The sequence below is a fragment of the Sediminicoccus sp. KRV36 genome, assembly GCF_023243115.1.
Classification (GTDB): domain Bacteria; phylum Pseudomonadota; class Alphaproteobacteria; order Acetobacterales; family Acetobacteraceae; genus Roseococcus.
This window is the reverse complement of record NZ_CP085081.1, coordinates 358,673-376,818: the sequence shown is the minus strand read 5'-3', so window position 1 is coordinate 376,818 and position 18,146 is coordinate 358,673. Positions and strand designations below refer to the sequence as shown.

Sequence of the window (18,146 nt, the reverse complement as noted above, 5' to 3'; positions counted from 1 at the left end):
GGCTTTCGCGGGCCTTACCGCAAGCGTGGCGTGCGGCTCAGAGCTGGGCTAGCCTCGGATTCATGACAATGACGCTCTCCCAGCTGCTCGCGCCCATGCCGGTCGAGCAGTTCTTTGCCGAATATCACGATAAGCTGCCGCTCCACCTGAAAGGGGACGCAGCGAAATTCGCCGCCGTCTTCTCCTGGCGGCAGATCAACCGGCTGCTGGACATGACGCATGTCTGGTCCAGCCATTCGCTCCAGCTCGTGCTGGATGGCAAGCCCATCCCGGCCGAGCAATATTGCACCCGCGCGACCGGCCGCGACGCCAATGCGCAGCTCCAGCAGCCGGTGACGGAGCGCGTGCGCGAATGGGTCGCCAAGGGGGCCAGCATCGTCATGAATGATGTGGACAGCCTCACACCCGGCCTCGCCTCGGTCAGTGACGCGATCGAGAGCGCGGGCTTGGGCAAGGCGCAGGCGAATGTCTACATCTCCTGGCAGAGCCACAAGGCCTTCCCCGCGCATTACGACACGCATGACGTCTGGGCCGTGCAGGTCGAGGGCGAGAAATACTGGAACATCTGGGAGGGGCGCGCGGAATGGCCGATCAGCCATCCGCTCTGGCGCAGCCAGGACCAGGCGCATCATGAGCAGGCCAAGGGCAAGCTGCGCGCCAAGATCCTGATGAAGCCCGGTGACCTGCTCTACCTGCCGCGCGGCTGGTACCATGACGCGCTGGCCGAAGCCCCCGCGAGCGTGCATGTCGCCTATGGCGCGCATGCGCCCAACGGGATGGATGTGATGAATATCCTGATGGAGCGCGTCCTATACGAGACGAGCTTCCGCCAGCCCCTGCCGCGCCAGGATGGCAGTGCCGCCGCGAAATTCGCGCTGACCCAGCGCGCCGGGCAATTGGGCGCCCGCATCGCCGAGCTCGCCAAGGACCCCAAGGTGATGGGGGTGCTGGAGAAATTCGTGGCGGATTTCCGCTTCCAGCGTGGCGGCAATGACCTGCTCGCCTGGCGCGGCATGGCGCCGCCCGCCAGCGAGGATGGGGGCGAAGCCGCCGCCTGGCGCATCGTCGCCGGTGGTGCGAAGCCGGTCCGGCGCGGCAGCGACTGGGTGCTGAAAACCACCTCCGGCACACTGGCCCTCAGCCCCATCGAGGCGGAGGCAGCGCAATGGCTGTTGGCCAGGCCCGACATCACCGAGGCGGAACTGCGCCGCGCCCATCCCACGGCCGATGCCCCGGCCCTGCTCGCAAAGCTCCGCGACGCGGCGCTGCTGATCGCCACATGATCCGCGCGCTGCTGCTCCTGCTGGCGATGATGGCGCCGGCTGCCGCCCAGCTGCGCGACTTTTCCTGCGTCGGTGCGGAGCGTCTGGAGGGGGACGCGGTCTCCCTTGATTTCCAGCGCGGTGCCGACCGGCTGACGCCGGAAGCCATCGCCGTCCTGGCGCCCCTGGCCGAAAGCGGGAAGGCCGCGCCAGAACGCAATTTCTGTGTGCTCGGCTTCGCCGCCAGCCCAGAGGGTGGCGCGCAGACCGCAAGCCGCCTGGCGGCCCGCCGCGCCCGCGCCGTGGCGCTGCAACTCTCCCAACTCGGCATCGAACGCGACCGCGTTCGCGCCGAGGCACGCACCCGCGGCTTCTCCACCCCAAGGGAGGGACGAGGGGTGGACCGCCGCGCCGGCGCGCGCATCATCCTGCTCCCGCTTTCGTGAGGTTTCACATGTTGCCAGCCCTTCTGGCCCTGCTGCTGCTCGCCGTCCCCGCCATCGCGCAACCCGCCGGCAAGCCGGCACCGCAGGGCCCCGCCACACAGGACCGCAACCTGCTGTTGCGCAACAACTCCCAAAGCGTGGTGCGGGAAATCTACCTCTGGAATCCGCCCGCGCGGGAGCAAGGGCCGGATCGGCTGGGCGCGGATGTGGTGCAGCCGGGGGCCACCCATCGGCTGCGCCTGGGTGTGGGCCCCTGCCAGATGGAATTGCGCGCCGTCTTCGAGGATGGCAGCGCGGAGACCCGCCCCAACATCAACGTCTGCACGCTGCGCGAACTGGTGCTGGATGACCGCAACACCCGCGCCGTGGAGGTGGTGAACAACACCGATGTGGAGTTGACGCAGCTCTTCCTCGCGCGGCCCAACCAGCCTGGTCCGGACCGGCTGGGCGCGGCCACCATCCCCGGCAGCGATACCCTCAATATCCGCCTGCGCGGAGAAACCGAATGCGCCTTCGAGGCGCGCGCCGTGTTTCGCGGCAGCCGCGAGGAAGTGCGGCAGGATGTGAATATCTGCACCACGCCGCGCATCGTCTTCGGCGATGCGACCATCCCCCTGCGGGAGGTGAACATCACCAACCGCACCAGCCGCGTTCTGCGCGAGCTCTATGCTACGGCGGGGCCAGGCGAATGGGGTGGGGATCGGCTTGGCGCCACGGTGCTGAATCCCGGGCAAAGCTTCCTGCTGCGCATCCGCAATGCGGCCTGCCGCGTGCGCATGCGCGCCGTCTTCGCCGACAACCAGGCGGAGGAGCGCCAGGATGTGGAGATTTGCACCGGGGAGGCGGTGATCTTCTCGCCCGCCCGGCGATTGACGCTGGTCCATGCCCATGGCCGGCCCGTGCGCGAGGTCTATCTCTCGGCCGTGCAGGAAGCCGATTGGGGCGAGAACCTGTTGGGCGCACGCCCGATCGCGCTGGGTGAGCGGCGCGAGATCGGCAGTGACAGCGGGTGCCAGGCTGACCTGCGCGTGGTCTTTGACAATGGCAATGCGGAGGAGGCGCGCAACGTCAATATCTGCGAGCGCGCCGAGATCACGCTGCGTCCGGGCTGGGTGGTGGAATAGCGGCCGCCCCTTGGCGACGCCGCCTTGGGCTTGCGGGCGGCGGGACTCGAACCCGCACGGCCTTGCGGCCGAGGGTTTTTAAGACCCTTCCGTCTACCATTCCGGCACGCCCGCGCAGACGGATTGTGCCATGACAGGCCGCGCCGCTCCAGGGGTGGCACCCGGCCGGAGATGCGGGTCGCCAGCTTTCCGGCGCGGCGCAGCCTGAGGGGCTACGCTAGAACTCCAGCAGATTGTCCCGGAACTGATCATGCGCATAGGCACGGCGCACCAGGCCGCGCGCCTGCAGGGCCGGCACCAGCCCATCAGCCACCTCCGCCACGCTGCGCCGGCTGACGTCGTTGAGCGAAAGCAGGAAGCCATCGCCGCCCGCCTCCTGCATCGCTTCCGCCATCTGTCCGGCCACGGCATCCGGCGTGCCGGTCAATTCCACCGAGCCGGGATTCCCGCGATAGCTGAGCATCGCCTCACGCAGGCTGCGCGTGCCGGCGAAACGCTTGAATTCATCAAGGGATTGCTGGTGGCCGTTGGTGGTCAGGTGCATCGTGTTGACCGGCGCATCCATGTCCATCTTGCCGAAATCAATATTCGTGATCTTGCCGAAATGCGCGAGCATCAGCGGCACCTGCGCCTCGGCCCGGGCCTGGCGCTGGCGGCGGCGAAGCTGGGCCTCCTCCATCGTTTCCCCCAGCACGGGACTGACGAGGAAGAGGATCTTGATGTGGTCGGGATTGCGCCCTTGGGCCACAGCATGGGCCCGCACGTCGTCACGATAGGCGCGCATGCCGGCCGCCCCCTTCACGCTCGCCACCACGGTATCGGCATGCAGGGCCGCAAAGCGCTTGCCGCGGGGGCTGCCGCCGGCCTGGGCGATGACCGGGCGGCCCTGCACGCAGGGACCGGAATTGAGTGGGCCGCGCGTGGTGAACCATTTGCCCTTGAAATCCGCAGCATGGACCTTGGTGTGGTCCACCAGGATGCCGCTTGCGGTATCGGCCAGCACCGCGCCCGGCTCCCAGGAATCCCAGAGCGAATTCACGGCGGCCATGTATTCATCCGCCATGTCATAGCGCAGGTCATGGTCGGGCATGCCGGGCAGGCCATAATTCATGGCGGCATAGTCGCTGCTGCCCGTCACCATATTCCAGCCGATCCGCCCGCCGGAGACCTGATCCAGCGTCGCCACCAGCCGCGCCAGCAGATAGGGCGGATAGGCGAAGGTGGAGAGGGTGGGAACAATGCCGATGCGGCTGGTGGCCGCCGTCATCAGCGTGGCGATGACGCTCGGGTCCTGGCGCGGCACGGCGATGCCGTTCTCCAGATAGATCTGGCGCGAGCCGCCGAAACTCTCGCCGATATAGGACGAGTCCTCGATCAGCACGTAGTCGAAGCAGGCGCGTTCCAGCGCGCGGCCGAGGTCGCAGAACAGCTCGGGCACGCGCCAGTCGCGGCCGATGGCGCCGGTCCAGGGCTCGCCCCAGGCCTGCACGGAGGAACCCTGGAGGAACCAGCCAAGATGGAAGGGTTGCGTCATGCGGTCATGTCTTTCACGCGGCAAGGAGGCGCGCCGATACGGCGCGGAGAAACGGATGTTGCGCGGATGACGGGCGTGTTGCGGACCAGCATGCGAGAGTGCGGCAGGCTGCGCAACCAGCCAACCGGCACCGCAGCCCGCTGCATGATGCGGCCAAGCTGTGCAGATTGATCGCGCGGAAGGCGATGTAAGGCCGCGCGGGGGCAAACCGCCGGGAATCGGCGATTGCGGGGCCGGCTGGCGCGTGGTGATCTTGCCGCAGGAAAGCGATGGCTGGCAGCGCCCCGGCGAAGCTGCCCCTCGCCCTCCAGCCACCAGGGCATGTGCAGGAGATGAAGATGCAAAGCTTCCAACAGGATTGCGTCGAGCTGGCATTGCGGAAGTTCCGCGAAGGCCAGGTGGATCGCCGCACGCTGCTGATGGGCCTCGCCGCCCTCGGCGCCGCGGCCCTCGGTGGCCATGACGCGCAAGCCCAGGCTGCGCGGCAGCTTGTGATGGTGAATTGGGGCGGCATCGCCAACCAGGGCTTCGGCCGCTTCTACGGCGAGCCCTTCCAGGCCGCCAATGCCGGCTGGCGCGTGGTGCAGGACAGCACGGGCCCTTCCGCCGGACGCATCCGCTCGATGGTGGAGAGCGGGCGCACCACCTGGGATCTCTGCGATTCCTCGCATACCTCTGCCTACCTGCTGGGCGGCATGAATCTGCTCAATCCCATCGACTACAACATCGTGAAGCGGGACGATGTGATCGCCCCGGTCTTCGCGCTGGAACACGGCGCCGCGCCCTACTCCTTCAGCAATGTGCTGGTCTATGACAGCACCAAATTCCCTGAGGCTCCGACCGGCTGGGCGGATTTCTGGGACCTCCGGAAGTTCCCCGGCACGCGGCTGCTGCGGCGCGATGCGGCGGGCGTGCTTGATGCGGCGCAGATGTCGCTGGGCAAGGACATGGCCAATCTTTATCCGCTCGATGTGCGGGCCAGCCTCGCACGCGTGCGGGAAATCCGCCGCAACCTGGTCTTCTGGAATGGCGGCGCGGAATCCGAGCAGTTCATGCGGACCGGCGAGGCGGTGATGGGCCAGATCTGGCACACCCGCGCCAAGGTGCTGGAGCAGGAAAGCAACGGCCGGTTCAAGTTCATCTGGAACCAGGCGATCCTGCAGCCTGGCATCTTCGTCAGCCCGCGCGGCAATCCGGGCGGGGAGATGGCGCAGCGCTTGCTGGCTTCCATGCTGGCCAGCCCCGAGAATCAGGTGGAGTTGCTGAAGTTCCTCGGCAATGGCCCGACCAACCCGCGCGCCGCCGCCCTGGTGCCCGAGGAGTTCCGCCGCTTCAACCCGACCGAGCCCGCCAATGCGCGCGTGCAGCTGGCGCAGAATGGCCGCTGGTGGGGCGAAAACTACGCCCGCGTGAACGCCGACTATATCGACATGGTCACCGGCTGATCCGCGCGTGATCCTCGTGGTGAAATCCGGCGGCGAAGCAGCCGTCGCGGAGTGGCGCGCTGGTTTCGCGGCCCATGCCCCGCAGCTGGATGTGCGCTGGTGGGATGAACCGGGCCTGGATCCGGCGCGCGTGGAATACGCCGTCGTCTGGGACCCGGAGCCCGGCCGCCTTGCCGGCTTCCCGAAGCTGAAGGCCATCTTCGGCTCGGGCGCCGGCGTGGATCACATCGCCAGTGACCCGCATTTGCCGCCTGGCGTGCCGGTGATCCGCTGCGTGCCGTGGGAAGCCGCGCAGCGCATGGGGGAATTCGTCTGCTGGGCCGTCCTTTCGCTGGCCAAGGAAGCGCGGCGCATGGCGCAGCTCCAGGCCGCGCGGCGCTGGGAAAATGTGGACCCGCCCTTTGCCGCGGCGGCACGCACCGTCGGCATCATGGGCCTGGGCGCCATGGGCGAGCATACGGCGCGCATGCTGCTGGGCCTGGGCATTCCCGTGCGGGGCTGGTCGCGCGGCCGCAAATCCATCCCGGGCGTGGAGAGCTTCGCCGGGGCCGCTGAGCTGGACGCCTTCCTCGCCGGCACGGACGTGCTGGTGTGCCTGCTGCCGGCCACGCCCGAGACGCAGGGTATCATCGCCACCCCCCTGCTGGCGAAGCTGCCGCGCGGTGCCGGGCTGGTGCAGGTGGGGCGCGGCTCGCAGCAGGTGCTGCCCGATATCCTGGCCGCGCTCGATTCCGGGCAGCTCTCCGGCGCAGTGCTGGATGTCTTCGCGCCCGAGCCCCTGCCAGCCGAAAACCCGGCCTGGTCGCATCCGGGCGTCATCGTCACGCCGCACACCGCCAGCCTGCCGACTCGCGCCGAGCGCGCACGCTATATCGCCGACGTCATCGCCATGCTCGAGCGCGGTGAGGCCCCTCCCCATGCCTATGACCCCGCGCGAGGCTATTGATGCCCCTTCCACCACCGCCCATTCGCCCCGACCCGAACCACATCCCGACCGAGCAGGAGGTGCGCGAGGACCTGGCCGCCGCCTATCGGCTGATCGCGCTGTTCGGCATGACGGATCTGGTCTTTACCCATCTCTCGGCGCGGCTGCCTGGCGAGGGGCATCGCTTCCTGGTGAACCCCTACGGCCTGCTGTTCGAGGAGATCACCGCCTCCAGCCTCGTTGTCGTGGATGCCGAGGGCGAGCCCGCGCAGGAAACCGCCTGGCCGGTGAATCCGGCCGGATTCGTCATCCATTCCGCCGTGCATCGCGAGCGCGAGGATGCGATGTGCGTGATGCACACCCATACGCTCGCCGGCATGGCCGTGGCGGCGCAGCAAGGGGCACTTCTGCCGCTGAACCAGATGAGCATGGAATTCGACGGCCGCGTCGCGCTGCATGATTACGAAGGGGTCGCCGCCGATGACAACCTCTCGGAGCGCGAGCGCCTGGTGCAGGATCTGGGCGACAAGCCCTGCATGATCCTGCGCCACCACGGGCTTCTCACGGTGGGCCGCACCGTGCCCGAGGCCTTCTACTGGATGTATTACCTGGAGCAGGCCTGCCGCATCCAGCTCACCGCGCAATCCTCCGGGGCGCCGCTGGCCCTGCCCTCGACGCAGACGGTGCAGCGCACGCGCGCGCAATTCGGCACCGGCCCCACCAAGGGTTGGCTCCCCTGGCAGGCGCTGCGCCGCAAGCTGGACCGCGAGCAGCCGGAATACGTCCATTGAGCGTCACCGCGCGCGGTGCATCGAGCGCAGCCGGCCACGCCCTTGCGCTGCGCGGGCTCACCAAGCGCTATGGCGGCGTCACCGCGGTGGATGACGTCTCGCTGGAGGTTCGCCAGGGCGAGTTCCTGACGCTGCTGGGGCCGAGCGGCTCGGGCAAGACCACCATCCTCATGGCCGTCGCGGGATTTGTGGAGCCAAGCGAGGGCCATGTGCTGCTGGATGGGCAGGACATCACGCCCCTGCCGCCGGAGAAGCGCGATTTCGGCATGGTCTTCCAGGGCTATGCGCTGTTTCCGCATCTGACCGTGGCGGAGAATGTGGCCTTTCCCTTGCGCGTGCGGGGCCAATCCCGCGCCGATCGTGACGGCAAGGTCCGCGCCGCCCTCGATCTCGTGCAGCTGGCCGGCTTCGCCGACCGCCTGCCCCGCCAGCTTTCGGGCGGGCAACAGCAGCGCGTGGCACTGGCCCGCGCGCTGGTGTTCGAGCCTGCCTTGCTGCTGCTGGATGAGCCACTCTCGGCGCTGGACAAGAAGCTGCGCGCTGAATTGCAGGAGGAGCTGAAGGCGCTGCACCGGCGCATCGGCCGCACCTTCCTGAACGTCACGCATGACCAGGAGGAGGCGCTCTCCCTTTCCGACCACATCGCCATCCTGAACCATGGCAAGCTGATCCAGCTGGGCGATCCGGCGGCGCTCTATGAGCGGCCGCGCACACGCTTCGTCGCCGACTTCCTGGGGAAATCCAACTTCCTCGAAGGCATCGCGCGCGGCCCCGATGCGGCGGGCATGCTGCTGGAGGCGGGTGCGGCGCGGCTGCATGTGCGTTTCACCGGGCCGGTCACCATTCCGGCGCATGACGCGCGCGCCCTGCTCTCGCTGCGCCCGGAAAAGCTGCGCGTGCTGGCCGATGGGGAGGGGGAGGAGAACGAGGTGTCCGGCCATATCCGCGCCTGGTCCTATCTCGGCGCTGGCTTCTCGCTGGTGGTGCAGACGGAGCATCTGGGCGAGTTGCGTGTGATCCAGCCCGCCTGGAAATCCGCCATCGCGCCTGCGGAAGGCTTGCCCGTGCGCCTCGGCTGGCCGGCCGATGCGGCCGTGCCCGTTCTGGCGGATGCAACATGAGGCTCACCGGCTGGTGGCTGCTGATCCTGCCCGCCTTGCTGCTGGTGCTGTTCTTCTATGTCGCGCCGATCGTGCAGGTGCTGGCGATCAGTATCTCGGAGCCCGAGCCGGGCTTCGGCAATTATGAACGGCTGCTGACATCGGAGGGCGTGCAGCGCGTGATTCTCACCACGCTGCGCATCTGCCTGATCACGACATTCCTCGCACTGCTGCTGGGCTATGGCATCGCTTATGCGATCACGCTGGCCAGCCCCCGCGCGCGCGGCTTCTGGATGCTGGCGGTGCTGGTGCCGTTGTGGATTTCCGTGCTCGTCAGGGCCTTTGCCTGGGTCACGCTGCTGCGCCGCCAGGGCCTGGTGAACAACACGCTGATGCAGGCCGGTGTGATCACCGAGCCACTGCCCCTGGTCTGGAACGAATTCGGCATCCTGGTCGGCATGGTGCACTACATGGTGCCCTTCGCCGTGCTGCCCATGCTGGCCTCGATGCGCGAGATTGACCCGCGCCTGCTGGCGGCCGCGCGTGGCCTGGGGGCCGCGCGGGCGCAGGTGTTCCGCCAGGTTTTCCTGCCGCTCTCCATGCCCGGCGTGATCGCGGCGGGCGTGCTCGTCTTCATCTTTTCGCTCGGCTTCTACATCACGCCAGCCATCCTGGGCGGCGGCAAGACGCTGATGGTGGCGGAGTGGATTTCGCTGCAGATCCTCGACCTGATCCGCTGGGGCCTGGGCACCATGATGGCGACCGTCCTGGTCCTGGCCATCCTGCTCACGCTGCTGGTCTTTTCACGTGTGGTGGATCTGCGCCGCATGTTCGGCACGGGGGGCTGAGCCGATGCATGGAACGCATGGAGCGGGTCCCTTCGGCCGCGGCCTCGCCTGGGTTACCGCACTGTATCTGGTGCTGCCCATCCTGATCGTGCTGCCGGTGGCACTGACCGATCAGCGCTTCCTCTCACTCCCCAAGGAAGGGCTGAGCCTCCAGCATTTTCACACGGTGCTGACCTCGGCCGAGTGGCTGGGCTCGATCTGGCAATCCTTCACCATCGCGCTGGCGGCCACGGCGCTTTCGGTGGTGGCGGGCACGCTCTGCGCCATAGGCTGCTGGCGCATTTCACGCCGCGCGACGGATCTGGTGCGGCTGTTGATGCTGCTGCCGCTGATCATCCCCTCGATCGTCTATGCCATCGGGCTGTATCGCTATTTCGGGCCGCTCGGATTGCTGGACCGCTTCCTGGGCGTGGTGATCGCGCATGGCGTCACCGGCATTCCCTATGTGGTGATCACGGTATCCACCGCACTCGCCGCCTTTGATCCGCGGCTGGAGCAGGCGGCGCGAGGGATGGGCGCTTCGCTGACGCAGACCCTGCGCTGGGTGATTCTTCCACGCATCGCGCCGGGGATTTTCTCGGGCGCCATCTTCGCCTTCATCCATTCCTGGGATGAATTAGTGATGGTGCTCTTCATCGCGTCACGCGATGTCTTCACGCTGCCACGCCGCATCTGGGACGGCATCAACGAGAACCTCGATCCGGCCATGGCCGCGGTCGCGGTTTTGCTGATCCTGTTCACCCTGCTTCTGCTCCTGGCCGACAGAGCCTTGCGGCGACGCTCCGAGAGCGCGTAGTGGCGGGCCTGTCTGGCGAAAGCCTGAAGCCCCGTGCGTGGCGGGGTTTCCGCCGAGGCCCCCCGCCCGCACGGCCCTCCCTCAATCTGGCGGATAGGCGTCCAGGCTTCGGCAGAGTTGCCTGATCTGAGCCGCGTCAATCTCGACGACGCCCGAGAGCCTCTCGTCGATCAACGAGCCATAGAAGCGGTAGTGCCGCACCTCGGTCGTGCGGACCAGCGGCCAGGCACCGACATGGCCCCGCGCATCAATCGCCCCGGCCGGAAAGGCCGAGGCGATCCAGCAGGCCAGCGGCGTCGCCGCAGGTGGCGGCGCAAAGGAGTTGTTGTGCGCCTCCAGCAGGCTGTTCTGCAGCTTCGGGCTCGACCAGTAGTCGTCAATGCCCATCCCATGGATCTCATGATCCACCGCAACATCCACGACCGCATCGGGGAAATGCCGCGCCAGATAGCGCAGATGGATCACGTCAATCGTCCGCTGCCACACAGCCATCCGCGCCGCATCCGCATCCGGCGTCCAGCGATGCAGTGCCTCCAGCAGCACGCCCCGATACTCGACATAGGCGCCAAGCAGTTCCGGCGCGTCGCGCATGAACCACTCGGTCGGGTGCCAGCGGGTGCGCTTGGCGTCATCGCCCGTCGCATGCTGCCGCGCCATGTAGAATTCAGGCACACGCAGCACCTTGCCCCGCAGCACGGGCAAGGCGCCCGAAAGCAATTCACGGAACATCAGACCGCCAAGCCGGCCCAGGAACCCGTAAACCTCCTGCAGGACGCCTGTCCGGAACACGCCATAGGTCAGCGCCTGGTACGAGGCCATCAACCGGTCCAGCCGGGCAATCGGGTCCGCCGCGTCAATGCTGGGCGAGGCATAGAGCATGGTCGTCAGGTCCATGTTCTGCGCGTCTTGCAGAAAGCCGAACAGGAAGTAGTAGCCATGCGCGCAAACCGCCTCGGGCTCCGCCTCCAGCGCGGCCAGGCTGGCCTGCAGACCCTCCAGCAGCAGCAGGTCATCATCGGCGCACAGGCTGGCATAGGGCGTCTGCGCGCGGCCAATCCCATCGGCGAATTTGTCGAAGGGATGCAGCGTCACCGGGTATTCGATGTACTCCAGGTCCAGCCGCAGATCGGCCAGCGCCGCCTGGTTGGCCGCACGCGCCTCAGGCGCCGAGGAGTCCAGCACCAGCACCTTCGAGCGCAGCCCCTGCGCGTCGAGAAAGCGCAGGTTGCGCGTCAGGTCCGAAGGGCGGTTATAGGTCGGGATGATGAGGGTGTGCAGCGTCATGCCGCGGCCTCGGGCGGTTGCAGCACCGTCAGCCCGGGACGCGCCAGCCGTGCGGCGATGGTGGAGGCGATGGCCGGCGCCAGCCCCACGAACACCGTGGCGCCGGGCGGGATCGCATCGGGTGCGATGATCGGCCGGCCCATGAATTCGCGGCCCTGGCGGCTCGGATCCTCATCCACGTAGAAATCAATGCTGCCGGCCAGCGCCCCGCTCAGCCAGGTCGCCGCGATCGAGGTGCCGAACAGCCCAAAGGGGCGATGCGCGGCAGCCGCGCGCGCCGCCGCCAGCGTACCGGACAGCCAGCCAAGCTGCGCCTCGGCCAGGGCCGGCGGATCACTCTCGGCGGGGGCCGCCGCCTCCAGCGGGTCCCTCAGGCGCGCCAGGACCGACATCTCCTTGCGCACCCAGTCGGTCTCCAGCCGCACGACCTGATAGCCCGCGCGCCCCAGGATCCGCGCCAGCGAGCGCGGCGTGAAATGCGACACATGGTCGGCGATCAGCAGGTCAAAGGGGTTTTCCGACACATCGGGGATCTGGATGAAGACATGCCCGCCGGGGGTGAGGTTGCCGCGCAGCGCAAGCAACGTCTGATAGGGGTCGAGGAAATGCTCCAGCGCATGGATCATCGAGATGAGGTCGTAGCGGCCCTGGAGTTCCTTGACATCGCCCGTCAGCAGCCCGGCGAAGCCCGGGATGTCCTGCATCGCGGCCAGGCTGCGGTCATCGAGCTCGAGGCCAAAGAGCTGCCAGCCCTGGAAGGCGCCGGCCAGGGCGCGCAGGAAGGCGCCATTGCCGCAGCCCAGATCCATGGCGCGCAAGGGCGCGGCGGTGGGCGCGGCGGTGGGGGCCGCGGCAGGCAGCACACCGCTGCCCCGCAGCCGCTCCGCCAGCAATTCCGAGCGCCGGACCGGACGCCCAGTCCGGCTGTCAAACACCATCTGCTCCAGCCCGCCGCCCTGGTAATAGACGTCATACGCCGCATAGATCGCGCCAATCTCGGACTGGAAGGACGCCGTCGCGGGCTTGCGGATCGCACCGCACGCATTGCAGACCTCCACCACCCCACCAGACGCCACAGGCCGGCAATCAGAACTCACCCGAGGCATCGGGCCATAGGCCGAAAGAACGCGAAGCTCAGCAGCACCGCAAACATGGCAGGGGTCAGGCATGGCGAGGGAAAGTCCTGTCAGGGGCGGTTGGCCCGGTTCGATGGTAGGAGAGAGCTGCGGACCACCGGCTGGAGCGGGGTGAACGCTTCGGCCTGCACGGCGTTGCAGTTGCGGCTCAGACAAGCTTCTTTCGCCGGGCAGCCAAGCAAGCCCGGGCGCGCACTCACTTGGCGCGCGGCAGCCAGATCAGGCGCATTAGCCGTCGGTAAAGCAGGAACCGCAGGGTGGTGGCGTTGACGTCAATCTCCTCGGACGGCGTGAGATAGGTGTATTTCCGCGGCCTGGATTGCCCCGCCGTGTCGGATCCATCCTGGGATTGCGACGCTCGGACTGGAAACCGCTCGTGCACCAGGCTTGAATGGCTGTCATGAACGATCCTGGGCAGCGCTTCACGCACCGGCTCCAGCGCGAGCAAGGCCCGCAGACAGCAAATGGCATTCACCTTGGCCGCCTGATGGGCCACCCACACCGGATCTGCCACCCGCGCCGCCGAGATCCACAACCGCATCACACCCGCGGCATCGCTCTCGACCGCGGCCAGGACATGCCACTCTGGCACGGTCTCAGGCTCGCCATTTTCCAGCCAGGCCAGGGTGGCAGGCGCGTCGCCGCGGATCGCGGCTTCGACCAGCACTTCGCGGCGCCAGGTCACGCCACGCTCACGCAGAAGCTCCAGCACGGCAACACGGCCATGCGCAGCAGCCAAGCGCGCCGCCTCAGCATTGGTGCGGGCGTCGGTGAAGGCGGAAGAAGGCAAATGGCGCAGGGCCACGGTGCGCGCATCACGCGCCAACTCAACCAGCATCAATCTACCCATCAATCCGCTCAGGATGCCGCTTCATCCACGTCTGACTCGATGACGTCAACCCGCAAAATCAATCCACTGGCGCGTCTTTCCATGCCATTGGAGTATAATGCGCTGCCGCGGCATCCCAACAGAGCGCGCGCGGCGCCTTACCCGCGCGGTTGGCTCAATCGGCGCAGGCCCTCGCGCCAGGAAATCGCCGATGTGAAGCCGACCTCATGCCGCAGCCGGGACGCATCCGCGATGAGCGACAGCGGATCACCCGGCCGAATCGGCAAGGCGCCAAACCGCAACAGGCCGGGCTCCGCACCGAGGCTCGCGGCGAGTTCCAGCGCCACCTCACGCAGCGCGACCCCCTCACCGGTCCCGATATTCACCGCACCTGTCACGCTGCTCCGGGTCAACGCTGCCAGCGCCGCCCCGACATCGTCGATATGGATGAAATCGCGCCGCTGAATGCCGGAGGTTGTGTCGAAGGCCTCGCCAGCGCGTAGCCGGGCCAGCATCGAGGGAATGAAGCGCTGTTCGCCATCACCCGGGCCATAGGGAAAAAAGAGCCGCGCCCAGGCCGTGGAGAGGCCCATCATTCCAGCGGCGGCGAAGCCTTCCGAAAGCGCCAGCTTGCAGCGGCCATAGGGCGTGGCGGGAGCCAGCGGGCTGCTCACCTCGGTGTAGGTTTCCGCCTCGGTCCAGGCGTATTCGGCGCAACTGCCCACGCCCACGGCGCGCTGCCCACCCAGGGCCAGAAACCGTTCCAGCAGCCGCGCACCGGCGGCGAGCCACAGGAAATTCGCGGGCGACGTCCAGTAGGTGCCGTGCGTGACATCCCAGGCGACGTGAAGAAGATGGCTCGGCCGCAGCTCCGCCAGCAGGTCAGCTACGGCAGTATCGTCCAGCAGGTCGCAGCGATGCATGATGACGCCCGGCGGCCCCGCGCGGCCCGAGGCGCTGGTACCGTGCACTTCGACACCGGCTGCCAGCAGCGCGCGGGCCGCGGCACTGCCGATGAAGCCACTGGCCCCTGTGACGAGTATTTTTCTCATATGTTATTCTCGGATGAGCCATCCATCTGGGTGGTGTGAGCAATCTGGGACGTTCTGGCTTTCATCGAAGGGTCTTGCGGCCTTTGCGGCCTTGAATTCCGGGTGTTCGGCCAGGAATTCGGCGATGGCGCTGCGGGGGTTGTTCCAGTTCCAATCGGCGTCGGTGCGCGGCATGCCCGCCACCAGCTCCATCACCCCGTCCTGCACCAGCAAATGGCAGCCCGGCGTCACCAGCGGCGCATAGGCCGCCAGTTCCCCCGCCACATGCGCCTTGGAGTGGTTGGAATCGAGGATCACCATCACCCGCTCGCCCGGGCGGATCATGCCACGCACCTGCGACACCACCGCCGCATCCGTGCTGCCACCCACCACCAGCTCAATGCGCTTCTTCATCGCATGCGCCTCGATCGCCGCCCGGTTATGCGGGCGGATCTCGATATCAATGCCGATCACGCGGCCATGCCCCAGCGCCTCGAACAGGCTCGCGTAGTAGATCAACGAACCACCATGCGCGACGCCCGTTTCGATGATCACATCCGGCTTCGTGGCGTAGATCGCCTCCTGGATGCGCACCATGTCGTCCGGCAGCTGGATGATCGGCCGCCCCATCCAGGAAAACGCGTAGGAGTATTTGCGAACCCAGCCCAGCCGCACCCACAGATCCGCGAGCTCCGCAAAACTCTCAGGGCCAAACAGGTCGATCGTGCGGCCATCGGCCAGCGTCGCGGTGCGCGCTTCGGTGTCAAAGGTGATCTTCATCGGGCGAGGGCTTTCGTCAATGTCGGCAGGGCCAGATCGCGCTCGGAAATCGCGCTGACCGGCAGCGGCCAGGGAATGGACAGGGTCGGGTCGTCATGGCGGATGCCGGCGGCGGCGCCATCCACATATTCGCAACCCATCAGGTAATGCACCTCCGCATCGTCGGAAAGTGTCTGAAAGCCATGCGCAAAACCCGCCGGCGCATAAAGCCGGTCATGATTCTCGGCACTCAACTCAGCGCCATGCCATTGGCCATAGGTGGCCGAACCCGGCCGCAAATCCACCAGAACATCAAAAATCCGCCCCCGCGTGCAGGAGATGATCTTCACCTCCTCATGCGGCGAAAGCTGGAAATGCAGCCCGCGCAGCGTGCCCGCGCGCCGGTTGAACGAAATATTGTGCTGCGGATATTCGGCATGCAGCCCATGCGCCGCCAGGCTGCGCACACAAAAACTGCGCGCAAACCAGCCGCGCTCATCCGCCCGCGGCTCCAGGCGGATCAGCGCCGCACCGGCCAGGGGCAGGGCCTCGATGCGCATCAGAACAGCTTCAGCCCGGGGATCGCCGTCACCCATTGCGCACCCCAATCCCGCACCCCGGGATTTTGCGCCACCACCTCCTCGGCCACATTCCAGGGCAGGATCACGATGTAGTCGGGCCGCGTCTCATAGAGCTTCTCCGGGCCAAACACCGGCAGCCGGCTGCCAGGCAGCAGCTTGCCCTGCTTGGCCGGGTTCTTGTCCACCACATAGGTGATCAGGTCAGACGCGATGCCGCAGAAATTCAGCAAGGTATTGCCCTTGGCCGCCGCCCCATAGGCCGCCACCGTCTTTCCCCCGGCGCGCGCCTCGCGCAGGAATGCCAGCAGGTCATCGCGAACCTTGGCCACGCGCGGGGCAAAATCATCATAGGCGCCAGGCTGGTCCAGCCCGGCCGCCGCCTCCCGCGCGCGCGTCGCAGCCAGGCCCGGCATCGCCACATGCGACGCCCCCGCATGGCAGACGAACACCCGCAGGCTGCCGCCATGGGTCGGCTGCGGCTCCACGTCAAACACCCGCAGCCCATGCGCCGCCAGCAGCTTCTCGACAAACAGCAGCGACAAATACGAGTAATGCTCGTGGTAGATCGTATCGAACTGCACCAGCGCGATCAGGTTCAGCAGATGCGGAAACTCGATCGTCCAGACACCCTCGGGCTTCAGCAGCAGCGGCACGCCAGACACGAAATCATTGATGTCCGGCACATGCGCCAGAACATTGTTGGAGGCCATCAGATCGGCCGTCATCCCCGCCGCGCGCAGCCGCTCCCCCGTGGCGCGGCCAAAAAACGCGACCTCCGTCGCCACACCGCGCGCCCGCGCCGCCTCGGCCACATTGGCCGCAGGCTCGATGCCCAGCACCGGCACGCCGCGGCCCACGAAATACTGCAGCAGATAGCCGTCATTGGAGGCAATCTCGACCACACGGCTGCCCGCCCCCAGGCCGAACCGCGCGGTCATCGCCGCCGCATAGGCCTCGCAATGCGCCAGCCAGCCCGTCGAGAAGGAGGAGAAATAGGCGTAGTCCGAAAAAATCGCCTCGGCCGGAACCGCATCGGCCACCTGCACCAGGAAACACGCATCGCACACCCGCGCGCAAAGCTCATAGGCCGCGTCAGGCCCAGGCGTGCCCGGCGTCACATAGGAATTGGCCAGGGCCGTATGGCCCAGATCAACCAGCACCCGCGTCAGCGGGGCGGCGCAAAAGCGGCAGCTGTGGCTCATGCCAGGCGATCCTCATAGGCGGCGATCTGCGCCGCGGTGAATGCCGCCATGTCAACGCCAGCATCAAAGGCAGCGTACCATTGGGCGGTCCAGGTGATCGCCTCGGCGGCGGAAAGCCGCGGCCGCCAGGGCAGCAGGCCCGCCGCGCGCCCGGCATTGATGGCCAGCGTCGGCGCCTCCTTCAGATGCACCCCAGGCGCCTGCTCCCAGCCCAGGCCCCGCGCGCCATAGGCCGACTGGAACGCCTCGGCCACCGCACTCACCGTCTCCGGACGCTCATCGGGCGGGCCAAAATTCAGCGTGGGCTCGCGCAGGCCCAGGGCCAGCGCCTCCATGAAATCCAGATAGCCCGCAATCGGCTCCAGCACATGCTGCCAGGGCCGCGTCGCCAAGGGGTAGCGCAGCGAAACCGGCCGCCCCGCCTGCTGCGCACGCCACAAATCCGGCACGATCCGGTCGGCCGACCAATCGCCACCGCCAATCACATTGCCCGCGCGCGCCGTCGCCACCGCACCCAGTTCACCGCCAAAGCTGCGCGCAAAACTGGCCGTCGCGATCTCGCACGCCGCCTTGGAGGCCGAATACGGATCCGAACCACCCAGCCGGTCCGTCTCGATGAAAAACCGGCCGCTGCCGTCATTCTCATAGACCTTGTCGCTGGTCACCACGAGAACCGCCTCAAGGCCCGGGCTGCCCCGCAACGCCTCCAGCACGCGCAGCGTGCCCTGCACATTGATCTCGAAGGTCTCCAGCGGGGCAGCATAGCTGCGCCGCACCAGCGCCTGCGCCGCCATGTGCAACACCAGCTGCGGCCGCACCCGCGCCACCACCGCCGCCAGCCCCGCCGCGTCACGGATATCGCCCAGCACCGATGCCCCGCCATCCACCAGGCCCAGCAGCCGGGACAGGTTCGGCGCGGTTTCCGGCGCCAGCGAATAGCCCGTCACCTCAGCGCCCATGCGCCGCAGCCAGGCCATGCACCAGGCCCCCTTGAAACCCGTATGGCCCGTCAGCAGAACCCGGCGGCCACGCCAAAATGCAGCGTCGGGCATC

18 protein-coding genes and 1 tRNA gene are annotated in these 18,146 nt (G+C 67.4%); 9 read left to right on the top strand and 10 right to left on the bottom strand.

Going from position 1 to position 18,146, the window contains the following annotated elements; all coding sequences use genetic code 11:
* The first annotated feature begins 68 nt into the window (after window positions 1–68).
* The 3 genes from LHU95_RS01810 to LHU95_RS01800 are packed head-to-tail and all read left to right on the top strand — an operon-like array spanning window position 69 to window position 2,832.
* Window positions 69–1,283: a cupin domain-containing protein gene (locus LHU95_RS01810; RefSeq protein ID WP_248709671.1), complete on the top strand. Its 1,215-nt coding sequence runs from the start codon at window positions 69–71 to the stop codon at window positions 1,281–1,283.
* Window positions 1,280–1,708 carry an OmpA family protein gene (locus LHU95_RS01805; RefSeq protein WP_248709670.1) on the top strand — a complete coding sequence of 143 codons (429 nt, stop codon included), beginning with the start codon at window positions 1,280–1,282 and terminating at the stop codon, window positions 1,706–1,708. The genes LHU95_RS01810 and LHU95_RS01805 overlap by 4 nt, the downstream gene beginning before the upstream one ends.
* Before the next feature lie 8 nt (window positions 1,709–1,716).
* Complete coding sequence (locus LHU95_RS01800) at window positions 1,717–2,832, top strand: hypothetical protein (protein ID WP_248709669.1); 1,116 nt, start codon at window positions 1,717–1,719, stop codon at window positions 2,830–2,832.
* A 31-nt stretch (window positions 2,833–2,863) separates the two neighbouring features.
* On the opposite strand, the gene LHU95_RS01795 is transcribed toward LHU95_RS01800, so the two are convergent.
* Both LHU95_RS01795 and LHU95_RS01790 read right to left on the bottom strand, forming a co-directional pair.
* Window positions 2,864–2,946 (bottom strand) — tRNA-Leu (locus tag LHU95_RS01795).
* 103 nt (window positions 2,947–3,049) lie between these two features.
* Window positions 3,050–4,366: an NtaA/DmoA family FMN-dependent monooxygenase gene (locus LHU95_RS01790; RefSeq protein WP_248709668.1), complete on the bottom strand. Its 1,317-nt coding sequence runs from the start codon at window positions 4,364–4,366 to the stop codon at window positions 3,050–3,052.
* Between the two features lie 338 nt (window positions 4,367–4,704).
* On the opposite strand from LHU95_RS01790, the gene LHU95_RS01785 reads away from it, so the two are divergent.
* Genes LHU95_RS01785 through LHU95_RS01760 form a run of 6 tightly spaced genes read left to right on the top strand, consistent with a single transcriptional unit; the run spans window position 4,705 to window position 10,271 of the window.
* Complete coding sequence (locus LHU95_RS01785) at window positions 4,705–5,811, top strand: extracellular solute-binding protein (protein WP_248709667.1); 1,107 nt, start codon at window positions 4,705–4,707, stop codon at window positions 5,809–5,811.
* 7 nt (window positions 5,812–5,818) lie between these two features.
* Window positions 5,819–6,757, top strand: coding sequence for a glyoxylate/hydroxypyruvate reductase A (locus LHU95_RS01780; protein WP_248709666.1), 939 nt, complete (start codon window positions 5,819–5,821; stop codon window positions 6,755–6,757).
* Complete coding sequence (locus LHU95_RS01775) at window positions 6,757–7,527, top strand: class II aldolase/adducin family protein (protein WP_248709665.1); 771 nt, start codon at window positions 6,757–6,759, stop codon at window positions 7,525–7,527. The genes LHU95_RS01780 and LHU95_RS01775 overlap by 1 nt, the downstream gene beginning before the upstream one ends.
* Window positions 7,524–8,648: an ABC transporter ATP-binding protein gene (locus LHU95_RS01770; RefSeq protein ID WP_248709664.1), complete on the top strand. Its 1,125-nt coding sequence runs from the start codon at window positions 7,524–7,526 to the stop codon at window positions 8,646–8,648. The genes LHU95_RS01775 and LHU95_RS01770 overlap by 4 nt, the downstream gene beginning before the upstream one ends.
* Entirely contained in the window at window positions 8,645–9,475 is an 831-nt protein-coding gene (locus LHU95_RS01765; protein ID WP_248709663.1) for an ABC transporter permease, read from the top strand. The genes LHU95_RS01770 and LHU95_RS01765 overlap by 4 nt, the downstream gene beginning before the upstream one ends.
* 4 nt (window positions 9,476–9,479) lie before the next feature.
* Complete coding sequence (locus tag LHU95_RS01760; protein ID WP_248709662.1) at window positions 9,480–10,271, top strand: ABC transporter permease; 792 nt, start codon at window positions 9,480–9,482, stop codon at window positions 10,269–10,271.
* Window positions 10,272–10,352: 81 nt separating this feature from the next.
* Here the strand turns inward: LHU95_RS01760 and LHU95_RS01755 are convergent, their stop codons facing one another.
* The 8 genes from LHU95_RS01755 to rfbG form a co-directional block, all read right to left on the bottom strand.
* Window positions 10,353–11,555: a TIGR00180 family glycosyltransferase gene (locus tag LHU95_RS01755; protein ID WP_248709661.1), complete on the bottom strand. Its 1,203-nt coding sequence runs from the start codon at window positions 11,553–11,555 to the stop codon at window positions 10,353–10,355.
* Complete coding sequence (locus LHU95_RS01750) at window positions 11,552–12,631, bottom strand: class I SAM-dependent methyltransferase (RefSeq protein WP_248709660.1); 1,080 nt, start codon at window positions 12,629–12,631, stop codon at window positions 11,552–11,554. The genes LHU95_RS01755 and LHU95_RS01750 overlap by 4 nt, the downstream gene beginning before the upstream one ends.
* Before the next feature lie 256 nt (window positions 12,632–12,887).
* Window positions 12,888–13,541: a hypothetical protein gene (locus tag LHU95_RS01745; protein ID WP_248709659.1), complete on the bottom strand. Its 654-nt coding sequence runs from the start codon at window positions 13,539–13,541 to the stop codon at window positions 12,888–12,890.
* Between the two features lie 137 nt (window positions 13,542–13,678).
* The gene (locus tag LHU95_RS01740) at window positions 13,679–14,572 is read right to left on the bottom strand and encodes an NAD-dependent epimerase/dehydratase family protein (protein WP_248709658.1); all 894 of its coding nucleotides are present in this window, start codon (window positions 14,570–14,572) and stop codon (window positions 13,679–13,681) included.
* A 3-nt stretch (window positions 14,573–14,575) separates the two neighbouring features.
* Window positions 14,576–15,331, bottom strand: coding sequence for a CmcI family methyltransferase (locus LHU95_RS01735; RefSeq protein WP_248709657.1), 756 nt, complete (start codon window positions 15,329–15,331; stop codon window positions 14,576–14,578).
* Window positions 15,328–15,870 carry a dTDP-4-dehydrorhamnose 3,5-epimerase gene (rfbC, locus tag LHU95_RS01730; RefSeq protein ID WP_248709656.1) on the bottom strand — a complete coding sequence of 181 codons (543 nt, stop codon included), beginning with the start codon at window positions 15,868–15,870 and terminating at the stop codon, window positions 15,328–15,330. Before rfbC ends, LHU95_RS01735 begins: the two co-directional genes overlap by 4 nt.
* Window positions 15,870–17,093, bottom strand: a complete 1,224-nt coding sequence (locus LHU95_RS01725; RefSeq protein ID WP_248709655.1) for a class I SAM-dependent methyltransferase — start codon at window positions 17,091–17,093, stop codon at window positions 15,870–15,872. The genes rfbC and LHU95_RS01725 overlap by 1 nt, the downstream gene beginning before the upstream one ends.
* The gene (gene rfbG / locus LHU95_RS01720; protein ID WP_248709654.1) at window positions 17,090–18,145 is read right to left on the bottom strand and encodes a CDP-glucose 4,6-dehydratase; all 1,056 of its coding nucleotides are present in this window, start codon (window positions 18,143–18,145) and stop codon (window positions 17,090–17,092) included. The genes LHU95_RS01725 and rfbG overlap by 4 nt, the downstream gene beginning before the upstream one ends.
* Between the last annotated feature and the right edge of the window lies 1 nt (window position 18,146).

Excerpts from the sequence above, each read along its gene's own strand:
- LHU95_RS01790 (WP_248709668.1), bottom strand. The coding sequence starts at position 4,366 with ATGACGCAACCCTTCCATCTTGGCTGGTTCCTCCAGGGTTCCTCCGTG.
- LHU95_RS01760 (WP_248709662.1), top strand. The coding sequence starts at position 9,480 with ATGCATGGAACGCATGGAGCGGGTCCCTTCGGCCGCGGCCTCGCCTGG.
- LHU95_RS01785 (WP_248709667.1), top strand. The coding sequence starts at position 4,705 with ATGCAAAGCTTCCAACAGGATTGCGTCGAGCTGGCATTGCGGAAGTTC.
- LHU95_RS01755 (WP_248709661.1), bottom strand. The coding sequence starts at position 11,555 with ATGACGCTGCACACCCTCATCATCCCGACCTATAACCGCCCTTCGGAC.
- LHU95_RS01740 (WP_248709658.1), bottom strand. The coding sequence starts at position 14,572 with ATGAGAAAAATACTCGTCACAGGGGCCAGTGGCTTCATCGGCAGTGCC.
- LHU95_RS01765 (WP_248709663.1), top strand. The coding sequence starts at position 8,645 with ATGAGGCTCACCGGCTGGTGGCTGCTGATCCTGCCCGCCTTGCTGCTG.
- LHU95_RS01725 (WP_248709655.1), bottom strand. The coding sequence starts at position 17,093 with ATGAGCCACAGCTGCCGCTTTTGCGCCGCCCCGCTGACGCGGGTGCTG.
- LHU95_RS01775 (WP_248709665.1), top strand. The coding sequence starts at position 6,757 with ATGCCCCTTCCACCACCGCCCATTCGCCCCGACCCGAACCACATCCCG.
- LHU95_RS01800 (WP_248709669.1), top strand. The coding sequence starts at position 1,717 with ATGTTGCCAGCCCTTCTGGCCCTGCTGCTGCTCGCCGTCCCCGCCATC.
- LHU95_RS01810 (WP_248709671.1), top strand. The coding sequence starts at position 69 with ATGACGCTCTCCCAGCTGCTCGCGCCCATGCCGGTCGAGCAGTTCTTT.
- LHU95_RS01735 (WP_248709657.1), bottom strand. The coding sequence starts at position 15,331 with ATGAAGATCACCTTTGACACCGAAGCGCGCACCGCGACGCTGGCCGAT.
- LHU95_RS01745 (WP_248709659.1), bottom strand. The coding sequence starts at position 13,541 with ATGGGTAGATTGATGCTGGTTGAGTTGGCGCGTGATGCGCGCACCGTG.
- LHU95_RS01805 (WP_248709670.1), top strand. The coding sequence starts at position 1,280 with ATGATCCGCGCGCTGCTGCTCCTGCTGGCGATGATGGCGCCGGCTGCC.
- rfbC (WP_248709656.1), bottom strand. The coding sequence starts at position 15,870 with ATGCGCATCGAGGCCCTGCCCCTGGCCGGTGCGGCGCTGATCCGCCTG.
- rfbG (WP_248709654.1), bottom strand. The coding sequence starts at position 18,145 with ATGCCCGACGCTGCATTTTGGCGTGGCCGCCGGGTTCTGCTGACGGGC.